The sequence below is a fragment of the Duganella guangzhouensis genome (assembly GCF_009674535.1).
GTDB classification, from domain to species: Bacteria; Pseudomonadota; Gammaproteobacteria; order Burkholderiales; family Burkholderiaceae_D; genus Rugamonas; species Rugamonas guangzhouensis.
Genome location: NZ_WKJK01000035.1, coordinates 19,252 through 29,633, shown reverse-complemented (window position 1 = coordinate 29,633; position 10,382 = coordinate 19,252). Strand labels below are relative to the sequence as shown.

At 64.7% G+C, this 10,382-nt stretch carries 8 protein-coding genes; 6 read left to right on the top strand and 2 right to left on the bottom strand.

Annotated elements, in window-relative coordinates; genetic code table 11:
• Positions 1-119: 119 nt before the first annotated feature.
• Genes paaI through GJ699_RS32720 form a run of 5 tightly spaced genes read left to right on the top strand, consistent with a single transcriptional unit; the run spans position 120 to position 5,148 of the window.
• Complete coding sequence (paaI, locus tag GJ699_RS32740; RefSeq protein ID WP_154383614.1) at positions 120-500, top strand: hydroxyphenylacetyl-CoA thioesterase PaaI; 381 nt, start codon at positions 120-122, stop codon at positions 498-500.
• A 14-nt stretch (positions 501-514) separates the two neighbouring features.
• Positions 515-1,819 (top strand): phenylacetate--CoA ligase PaaK, encoded by a 1,305-nt coding sequence (gene paaK / locus GJ699_RS32735; RefSeq protein ID WP_154383610.1) that lies wholly within the window; start codon positions 515-517, stop codon positions 1,817-1,819.
• 2 nt (positions 1,820-1,821) lie between these two features.
• On the top strand, positions 1,822-2,433 hold the full coding sequence (paaY, locus tag GJ699_RS32730; RefSeq protein WP_371867738.1) for a phenylacetic acid degradation protein PaaY: 612 nt from the start codon (positions 1,822-1,824) through the stop codon (positions 2,431-2,433).
• Between the two features lie 15 nt (positions 2,434-2,448).
• Positions 2,449-4,491 carry a phenylacetic acid degradation bifunctional protein PaaZ gene (gene paaZ, locus GJ699_RS32725; protein ID WP_154383609.1) on the top strand — a complete coding sequence of 681 codons (2,043 nt, stop codon included), beginning with the start codon at positions 2,449-2,451 and terminating at the stop codon, positions 4,489-4,491.
• Between the two features lie 33 nt (positions 4,492-4,524).
• Positions 4,525-5,148: a class I SAM-dependent DNA methyltransferase gene (locus GJ699_RS32720; protein ID WP_154383608.1), complete on the top strand. Its 624-nt coding sequence runs from the start codon at positions 4,525-4,527 to the stop codon at positions 5,146-5,148.
• Here the strand turns inward: GJ699_RS32720 and GJ699_RS32715 are convergent.
• Positions 5,145-6,371: a M24 family metallopeptidase gene (locus tag GJ699_RS32715; RefSeq protein ID WP_154383607.1), complete on the bottom strand. Its 1,227-nt coding sequence runs from the start codon at positions 6,369-6,371 to the stop codon at positions 5,145-5,147. The two genes, GJ699_RS32720 and GJ699_RS32715, sit on opposite strands and share 4 nt — an antisense overlap.
• Positions 6,372-6,522: 151 nt before the next feature.
• Here GJ699_RS32715 and GJ699_RS32710 point away from each other — a divergent pair, with 151 nt between their 5' ends.
• Positions 6,523-8,106: a CehA/McbA family metallohydrolase domain-containing protein gene (locus GJ699_RS32710; RefSeq protein ID WP_229262409.1), complete on the top strand. Its 1,584-nt coding sequence runs from the start codon at positions 6,523-6,525 to the stop codon at positions 8,104-8,106.
• On the opposite strand, the gene GJ699_RS32705 is transcribed toward GJ699_RS32710, so the two are convergent.
• Complete coding sequence (locus GJ699_RS32705; protein WP_154383605.1) at positions 8,107-10,374, bottom strand: M4 family metallopeptidase; 2,268 nt, start codon at positions 10,372-10,374, stop codon at positions 8,107-8,109. It abuts the gene before it with no gap.
• Between the last annotated feature and the right edge of the window lie 8 nt (positions 10,375-10,382).

The following is a 10,382-nucleotide window of genomic DNA, read 5'->3' as shown; positions in this document are numbered from 1 at the left end:
CACCGGGCGCCGGCGGTGCCCCGCGCCCAGCCCCGCCGACCGGCGCCGCAGTTCACGCGGCGCCGGACGCCAGCGAATCCGCTGCCGCGCAGGCATTGGCGGAGGCGGTGGGGGCGGCGATGTTTGCGCGCGACCCGGCCTCGCAGGGGCTGGGCATGACGCTGGACGCCATCGCCCCCGGCTACGCCCGCATGTCGATGCCGGTGCGCGACGATATGTTGAACGGCCACCAGACCTGCCACGGCGGCTTCATCTTCTCGCTGGCCGACAGCGCCTTTGCCTTCGCCTGCAACAGCCGCAATCACGCCACCGTGGGCGCCGGCTGCAGCATTGACTACCTGTCGCCTGGCCGCGCCGGCGATCTGCTGACCGCCACCGCCGTCGAGCAATCGCTGAGCGGGAAAACCGGCATCTACGACATCACCGTTTGCAACCAGCACGGCCGCACCATCGCGCTATTTCGCGGCAAATCGCACCGCATCAGCGGCGAAGTCCTATAACGAGGAGACACCCGATGGTCCAACGCACTCCCGCCGCCGCCGATCTGGAACCAATCGAACGCGCGAGCCGCGACGAACTACAAGCACTGCAACTGCAACGCATGCGCCACACGCTGAAGCACGCCTACGACCACGTGCCGCACTACCGCGCCGCCTTCGACGCGGCTGGAGTCCACCCCGACGACCTGCGCACGCTGGCCGATCTGACGCGCTTCCCCTTCACCACCAAGAAAGACCTGCGCGACAACTACCCCTTCGGCCTGTTCGCCGTGCCGCGAGAACAGGTGGTGCGGGTGCACGCGTCCAGCGGGACCACCGGCAAACCCACCGTGGTCGGCTACACCCGGAACGATATCGACACATGGGCCACGGTGGTCGCGCGCTCGATCCGCGCCGCTGGCGGCCGCGCCGGCGACATGGTGCACATCGCCTATGGCTATGGACTGTTCACCGGCGGCCTCGGTGCCCACTATGGCGCCGAACGGCTGGGCTGCACCGTGGTGCCGATGTCCGGCGGCCAGACCGAAAAACAGGTACAGCTGATCCAGGACTTCCAGCCCTCCATCATCATGGTCACGCCGTCCTACATGCTTAACCTGATTGAGGAATTTCAGCGGCAGGGACTGGACCCGGCGGCCAGCTCGCTCAAGATCGGCATCTTCGGCGCCGAGCCGTGGACCGACGCCATGCGCGCCGAAATCGAACAGCGCGCCGGCATCGACGCGGTCGACATCTACGGCCTGTCCGAGGTGATGGGGCCGGGCGTGGCCAGCGAGTGCATCGAAAGCAAAGACGGCCCGGTGATCTGGGAAGACCACTTCTACCCCGAGATCATCGATCCCGAAACCGGCGAAGTGCTACCGGATGGCGAAGAGGGCGAGCTGGTATTCACCTCGTTGACCAAGGAAGCGCTGCCCATCATCCGCTACCGCACGCGCGACCTGACGCGGTTGCTGCCGCCGACTTCGCGCAGCATGCGTCGCATCGGCAAGATCACCGGCCGCTCGGATGACATGCTGATTATCCGAGGCGTCAACGTGTTCCCGACCCAGATCGAAGAGTTGATCTGCAAAATGCCGAAACTGGCGCCGCAATACCAACTCGTGATCAGCCGCGATGGCCATCTCGACAAACTGGAAGTGCTGGCCGAGCTGCGGCCTGAGATCTCGCCCGCCGATGCCGACGCGCTGGCGCGCGAACTACAGCAGCGCATCAAGACCAACGTTGGCGTCAGCACCGAAGTGCGGCTGCTGCCGCCCAACGGCATCGAACGCACGCTGACCGGCAAGGCGCGGCGCGTGATCGACCTGCGGAGGTGAGCGTGGTAAAAGTCTACGAAATCAATGGCGTCACACCGGTTGTCCATCCAACCGCCTACGTGCATCCTAGCGCGGTGCTGATCGGTGACGTCATCGTCGGCCCGCGCTGCTATATCGGACCACTGGCCGCGCTGCGCGGCGACTTCGGCCGGCTGGTGCTGGAGGAGGGCGCCAACCTGCAGGACACCTGCGTCATGCACGGCTTCCCTGGCTGTGACACCGTGGTCGAACGCGATGGCCACATCGGCCACGGCGCCGTGCTGCACGGCTGCCGCATCGGTCGCAACGCGCTGGTTGGCATGAACAGCGTCATCATGGACAACGCCGTGGTGGGTGCCGACAGCATCGTCGCTGCCATGAGCTTCGTGCGCGCCGGGATGGAAATCCCGCCGCGCAGCCTGGCGGTTGGCTCGCCGGCCAAGGTGGCGCGCGAATTGCGCGACGACGAAATCCAATGGAAAACCAGCGGCACCGCGCAATACCAGGAACTGGCGGTGCGCTCGATGCGGACCATGCGCGAAACCGAAGCCCTGAGCGCGCCCGAGCCGGACCGCAAACGCATCGAATGGGACAGCGCACTGCCGCTCCATCTGCATAAAAACACCGCACCCTGAGCATAAGGAGACCACATGCCCACCCTGCAAAGCTACATTGCCGGCCGCTGGATCGGCAGCGAAGCCGCCACGCCGCTGCACAGCGCCCTGACCAACGCCGTCATCCACCACACCCACGCCGAGCAGATCGACTTTGATGAAGCGATCACCCACGCCCGCAAGACCGGCGTGCCGGCGCTAATGCAACTGAACTTCCAGCAGCGCGCGCAGCGCCTGAAGGCATTGGCGCTATATCTGCTCAGCCGCAAGGAAGAGCTGTACGCGATCTCGCACCAGACCGGCGCCACCCGCGCCGACAGCTGGGTCGACATCGAAGGCGGCACCGGCACGCTGTTCGCCTACGCCAGCATGGGCAGCCGCGAGCTACCATCGTCCAATGTGCTGCACGAAGGCCCGGCCATGGCGCTGGGGAAGAACGGCGGCTTTGCCGGCACCCACATCCTGGTGCCGCGCGGCGGACTGGCGGTGCACATCAACGCCTTCAACTTTCCAATCTGGGGACTGCTGGAGAAATTCGCCCCCAGCTTTTTGGCCGCCTTGCCGTGCATCGGCAAGCCGGCCACCGCCACCAGCTATCTGACCGAAGCGCTGGTGCGGATGATGCACGAATCCGGCCTGCTGCCGGCCGGCGCGCTGCAACTGGTGATCGGCAGCACCGGCGATCTGCTGGACCGGCTGGGCGGTGCCGACGTCGTCACCTTCACCGGCTCCGCCGATACCGCCGCCAGGCTGCGCGCCAATCGCAACCTGATCGCCAATTCGGTGCCGTTCACCGCTGAAGCGGATTCGCTCAACTGCGCCATCCTGGCGCCGGACATCACGCCGGATGATCCCGAGTTCGACCTGTTCGTCAAAGAAGTGGCGCGCGAGATGACCGGCAAGGCGGGCCAGAAGTGCACCGCGATTCGCCGCATCATTGTGCCGGAGTCGATGGTGGACGCGGTCGGCACGCGGCTGCGCGAACGGCTGGCCAAGGTCAGCGTCGGCGATCCGTCGGTCGAGGGCGTGCGCATGGGTGCACTGGCATCGCGCGAGCAGCAGCGTGACGTGGCGGCGCGGGTCGAACTGCTCGCGCGCGGCAATGAAGTATTGTTTAGCGCGCGCGACGGCTTTGCGCCGGTGGGCGAGGGCGTGGCCGAAGGCGCGTTCTTCGCGCCGACCTTGCTGCTGTGCCGCGATGGTCAGCGCAACGACGCCGTGCACGACGTCGAGGCGTTCGGCCCGGTCAGCACCATCATCAGTTATAACGGCATTGAAGAAGCGCTGGCGCTGGCCGCGCGCGGCAAGGGTTCACTGGTATCGACACTGGTGACGCGCGAGCCGGCGATTGCCGCCTATGCTGTGCCGATCGCCGCCGCTTCGCATGGCCGCGTGCTGGTGCTGGACCGTGAGGCGGCGGTTGACTCCACCGGCCACGGCTCGCCGCTGCCGCAGCTAAAGCATGGCGGCCCCGGACGCGCCGGCGGTGGCGAAGAACTGGGCGGTATCCGCGCTGTGCGCCACTTCCTGCAGCGGGCGGCGGTGCAAGGCTCGCCGACCATGCTGGCCGCGATCACCGGCGAATACGTGCGCGGCGCGGCGGTGCAGGAGAGCGAGGTGCATCCGTTCCGCAAATACTTCGAAGACTTGGCGATTGGCGACTCGCTGCTGACGCATCGCCGCACTGTCAGCGAGGCCGACATCGTCAACTTCGGCGGCGTCTCCGGCGACTACTTCTACATGCACTTCGACGAGGTGGCGGCCAAGGACACGCAGTTCGGCCAGCGCATCGCGCACGGCTACTTCGTGTTGTCGGCGGCGGCCGGGCTGTTCGTGTCGCCGGCGCCGGGGCCGGTGCTGGCCAATTATGGTCTCGACAACCTGCGCTTCGTGGCGCCGGTGGCGATTGGCGACACCATCCGCGCGCGCCTGACCTGCAAGCGCAAGGTCGACCGCAATCGCAGCGACGACAAGGGCGTCGGCCAGGGCGTTGTTGCGTGGGATGTACAGGTGACCAATCAGCGTGATGAACTGGTGGCCAGCTACGATATCATGACGCTAGTTATTAAGCGCAGTTGAGCGCCGTGTGCGGCGCGCTGCCGCAACGCGACCATGTCTATCGAAGCCGATCAAGTGATAGCGCTGTACACACGCCACGCGCCCGCGTGGGTGGCGGCGCGCGAGCAGGGCGCGTTCGTTGAAGGCGAATGGCTGCGCCGTTTTGGTGTGGTGATGGGCGTGAATGAAACCGCCGCCGATGGCCGCGCGGTGCTGGACCTGGGCTGCGGCGCCGGCCAGCCGATGGCCGCACACCTTGTCGCACAGGGCTATGCGGTGACCGGTGTCGACGCCTCGTCCACCATGTTGGAGCTGTTCCGCGCCAGACTGCCGTTGCAGCGCGCGGTGCAAGCCGACATGCGCACCTTGGCGCTGGGACGGCGTTTTGCCGGCATCCTGGCCTGGGACAGTTTCTTCCATTTGCGCCAAGACGATCAGCGGCGCATGTTCGCCATCTTCCGCGCCCATGCCGCGCCGCGCGCCGCGCTGATGTTCACCAGCGGACCGGTGCACGGCGTGGCGATGGGCGAGCTGCAAGGCGAAGCGCTGTACCACGCCAGCCTCGCGCCCGACGAATACACCCAGTTACTGGACGCCCACGGCTTTGATGTCATCGCCATGAGCGTCGAGGATCCAGACTGCGGCAACCGCACCATCTGGCTGGCGCAGTCGCGTTAGCGCTTCAGGCCAAACGGATCGTCGATGCTGTGGGCTGGTTCGGTGAACCATTTCGGACCGTGTTCCGTCATGTAGAAGTGGTCTTCGTGGCGCACGCCGAATTCGCCGGGGATGCAGATCATCGGTTCGTTCGAGAAGCACATGCCGACGTCCAGCGCGGTCTGGTCGCCGCCCACCAGGTAAGGCCACTCGTGGATATCGAGACCGATGCCGTGGCCGGTGCGGTGTGGCAGGCCGGGCAGCTTGTAGCCGGGGCCGAAACCATCGGCTTCCAGCGAACGGCGCGCGGCCTGGTCGACTTGTTCGCACGGCACGCCCAGCTGGGCTGCGGCAAACGCGGCGGCTTGCGCTTTCTTCTCGCTGTTCCACACCGAGCGCTGACGCTCGCTGATCGGGCCATACACGTAGGTGCGGGTGATGTCGGAAATGTAGTTGTGCAGTTTGCAGCCGGTGTCGATCAGCACCGTGTCACCCGGTTTCAGCGTCTGCACGTAGCTGACGCCGTGCGGGTATGCGGTGGCTTCGCCAAACAGCACGATCACAAAGTAGGAGCCGGCCGAGGCGCCGACCTTGCGGTGCGCGCGGTCGATGAATTCTTCCACTTCGGTGGTGGTGATGCCTTCGCGCAGAATGCTGGCGGTGGCGATGTGCACCGCCAGCGTCATGTCCTTGGCGCGCTGCATCAGCGCGATTTCGTTGTTCGATTTACGGGTGCGGCAGTGCGCGGTGACGGCGCGCGCATTCTCCAGTACATAGCCCTCTGCCAAAGGACGGATGCCGTCGTAGATGAAGAAGGCGGCACTTTCGCAAATGCCGACGCGCGGCGCTTGTGCGGAATTCGGCGCGATGCCCATGCGTTTCAGCACAGCGATGAACAGCGCGTACGGGCTTTCGTGTTCGTGCCAGGTGTTGACCGCGCCTTGCACCAGCATGAAGTCCTTCAGCGTGCTTTCCTCGAACGCCGGGGCGATGTATTCAACCGGGCCTTGCGCCGGCAGGATCGCGCCCACCATGCGCTCGCTGGCATACCACTTGGTGCCGGTGAAGTAGGTCAGATTGGCGCCGGCATTGATGTAGATGGCGGCAATGCCTTGCGCCTGCATATAAGCCTGGGCGCGGGCGATGCGCTGCAGGTGTTCGTCTTTGCCAATCGGGACTGCGCCTGCAGTCATATCGGACAGCGAGGCCAATGCCTCTTCCATGGTCTTTCCGCCAATAGTCATTTTTATATTCCTGATGTGTAGGGCGCGAACCGCTCCGCGCCAGCCTTGGATGATAGCAGTTTTGCGTGCGTCATCAGGGCGTCATCCGCAGTTGCTATGGTGCGCGCTCTTTGCCACACTTCAGGGTAGTACCATGACTTATAAAAAATTAATGATCCCTTCCGCTATTGCCATCCTGCTGACGTTTGCTGCCTGCGGCGGCGACAACCAACCCGTCAGCAGCGTGCCTTCGCTGCCGTCCGGCCGCTGGCTCGCCGGCGATCTGCATACGCACACCACGCAGTCGGCTGACGCCGATGTCAGCCAGACGTTGGAGAAGGTGCTGTCGAAAGCCTTCGCCAGCTATGGCCTGGACTGGATGGCGGTGTCGAATCACTTGCGCGTATCGACCCGCGATGAAAAGGGCAACACGCTGGCGACCTCGATACCGATGTCGATCGGCGCCGAGCGTTACGAGATCCCGCGCGTGCAGGCGTTGCAGGCCGCCGGTACCTATGCCGACAAGCTGATTTTCTCCGGCTTTGAATGGGACATGCCGACCCACGATCACGTTGGCATCGCGTTGTTTGACGGCGCCAGCGTCAGCACCAAGGGCATGAAGGAATTCGAGTACCTGTTCACCACGCGCGACGAAACCATGTTCGACGCTACCGACCTGGCGACCTGGAAGGCCAAGTACGGCACCACGCGCTACAACAAGACCGCCGACGATGCGCTGCAAGCCTTCGCCTGGCTGAAGACGAATTATCCGGACACCAGCTACGCCGTCATCAACCACCCGTCGCGCAACAAGGGCAGCTACAGCATTGCCGACTTCCGCGCGTTCAACGATCTGGCGCCGAACATCATGTTCGCCATTGAAGGCATGGTCGGCAATCAGATGGAGCCGGATCGCGGCGGCTACACGGCGGCTTACACCGACGACAACGCGCTGCTGCGCGTGTATGGCGGCGTCGATTATGTGGTGGCCAAGCTGGGCGGCCCGTGGGATGCGTTGCTGGGCGAGGGCCGCCGCATCTGGAACCTGACTGATTCGGATACCCACTTCAAGATCGTCGGCAGTAACAGCAGCGGCTACTTCCCTGGCGAGTATGCGAAGAACTATGTGTTCAACAGCGCTACCGGCAAGCCGCTCGCCGCCGATCTGCTGACCGGTCTGCGCTCGGGAAAAATGTTCTCGGTGTATGGCGACTTGATTAACGCGCTGGATTTCAACCTGGCCAGCACCAGCGACCGCAAGGAGATGGGCGGCGAGCTGAAAGTCGGCAGTGGCGACAAGGTGACCATCACCATCCGCTTCAAGTCGCCGTCGAAGAATAATTACGAGAAGCCGGTGGACAGCGGCACAGCTGCCAACGTCAAGCCGGTGGTCGACCATGTGGATCTGATCGTCGGTGATGTCGGAGCCAAAGCCGCTGCCGGCACGGCGGCCTACAGCGTGGCGACCAACAGCAGCACCAAAGTGCTGAAGCGCTTCACCAGCGCCGACTGGAAGGTTGATGCCGATGGCTATTACAGCATCAGCTACGAAACCACGGCGACCAAGAACCAGTACTTCCGCCTGCGCGGCACCAATCTCGGCACCGACGTGGCGGGGCTGACGGCTGCCGGTGAGCCGCTGGCCGATCAGCGCACCAGCACCACCGACAACACGCAGCGCTTTAACGACATCAACGACCGCAATTACGGCAGTCTGTGGTTCTATTCGAACCCGGTGTTTGTGACGCTGCGTTGATCAGCGTGTCAGCAGGTTGACTTTGTCGAGCACGAAGGAGGTCTGCTTGCTGCGGTCTTCGCGCATCACGAACGACAGCGTGACCTGCTGGCCCTTGTACGGCAGCAGGTCGAAGCTGCGGATCTGGTAGCCCGCCGCCGGCGTCAGATTGGTGTAGGTGGCCAGTGTCGTCAGCAGAGATCCGCTGGCGGCGCGCAGCGAGACGGTCAGGGTGTCGTACACGGTGTTGCTGGTTTCTGCGGTGTCGATGTGTAGCGCGAAGCTCAGTTGCGCGCTGCTGGCGGTGGCGGGGATTTGCACGCGCTGGGTCAGCGTCTCGGTGCTGCGACGGCCATTGCCGCCCATCCAGGCGTAGCGCGTGCCCTCGTATGGCGCCTGGCCGCTATGCGATCCGATCACGCCGGTGCTGCCGCTCCAGCCGGTGGTGCCGCTCTCGAAGCCGCCGTTGACGACCTGTTCGACGGCCTCGCCGCCGCCACCGCCGCCATCGCCCGCTTCATCGATATCGGCGCCGACGTTGATGGCGGCATAAGCGCGTTGAACCGCGATCGCTTCCTTCGATGTGGCGCCGTACAGTTCCTGCGCCGCCTGTAGCACTTTGTTGCGGGCGTCGGCATAGTTGGTGGAGGAGGTGAACTTGGTGGTCAGCGCCTTGAACCAGATCCGATACGCCTTGTCGTTGCCGATGCCGCTCATGGCGGCCGGCGTTTTGGTCAGGTAGGGGCTGTAGTAATCGCTGCCGCTGTCGGCCTTGGAGCCCTGCGACAGGAAGTAGAACATGCGGTTGTTCGGCCCGCTGGAGTAGTGCACATCCATGTTTTTCAGATTGGCGCTCCAGGCATCGGGACTGCTGCCGTCCTTGCTCGGCTTGTACATCCAGCGCAGCGGCTCGCCGCTCTTGCTGATCTCCTTGCCCATCATCCAATCGTTGCCGCTGGCTGGCACACTGCTGCCGGTGCCGCCGTTGCGGGCGTAGGCTTCCACCATTTCACCGCCGATGTCGGAGTTGGATTCGTTCAGGCCGCCGGATTCGCCGGCGTAGATCAGGTCGGCGGTGGAGGCGGTGACGCCGTGCGACATTTCATGGCCGATGACGTCGATCGCACCCAGGCTGTAAAAGCTGTTGCCGTCACCGATGTACATGCAGTGGCAGCTGTCGTCGTAGAAGGCGTTGTCGTAACTGGTGCCGACGTGGGCGGCGATGTAGGTGGCGGTGTTGTTGCCGTCTAGCGATTGCCAGCCCAGCACGTTCTTGTTGGTGTCGTAAGTGTTCATCAGTCCCCACAGCGCGTTGACGGCGGCGGTCTGGCCGTTGGCGTTGGTGGTGCTGCCGCCGTTGTATTGCAGGCCGTCGCCCCAGGTGTTGCTGCTGTTGGTGTAGATGCTGCCGGGATCGGGATTGTTGGGCGAGCTGTGGTTGGCGTTGGTGATCGCCATGCCGCCGTATTTGCCACCGGTGCCGCGCGCGCTGTCCAGCATCTGGAAGCCGCCGCTGGTGGCCGAGGTGCTGATCGGCACCACGCCGTTGTACTGGCTGTTGCCGCTGCCGATCACGGTCTGCAGCGTTGGCCACTTGTTGATGATGTCGCCGTTGCGGGCGTCGACCACCACGTCGTAGTAGATCAGCTTGCTTCCCAGCGCCATGCGCAGCTGCACCAGATAGGCCAGCGCGTAGCGGTCCACCACTTCCTCCACGTCCATTGCGTTGAGCTGGTCGTCCGGCTTGTTGGCGGCGGAGCTGGTGCGCACGGTTTTCATCACCGGGTAGATCAGCAATTCGGCGCTGGGTGTCCAGCGGTGGGTGGCGCCGGTGGCGGCGACAGCTTGTACGGCGCGGGCGATGGCGTCGTCGCTGCTGAGGTTGGGCGTTAGCTGGTCGGGCGGCGGGGGCGAGGGTGTGGCGATGCCGCTGGGCGTGACGGCGCTGGGCGTCAGGCCGGGGCGGCGGTCGGCGGCGGCGACGCTGACGATGTCGCCGCTGGTGTTGGTCACCACCACGGTTTCGGAGCCGAACACGCGCAAGCCCTTGTAGGTGTGCTGGGCGCGGGTGATTTTCTGGCCGACCACGCCAGGGTGCTGGCTGCTGATGCGGAAGCTGTAGTCGGCGCTCAGGCCGGGGCGGTTGTCCAGCGCGTTCAGGCGGGAGACCAGGCTGGTGTTTTCCTGCGGATTGGCGATGGCCACCGGGGCGGACATCAGTTGGACGGCGAGGGCGTGCAATGGCGCAAGGGCGATGCAGGCGGCGAGCAGTGGGGCGCGTGGGTTCATGTCATCCT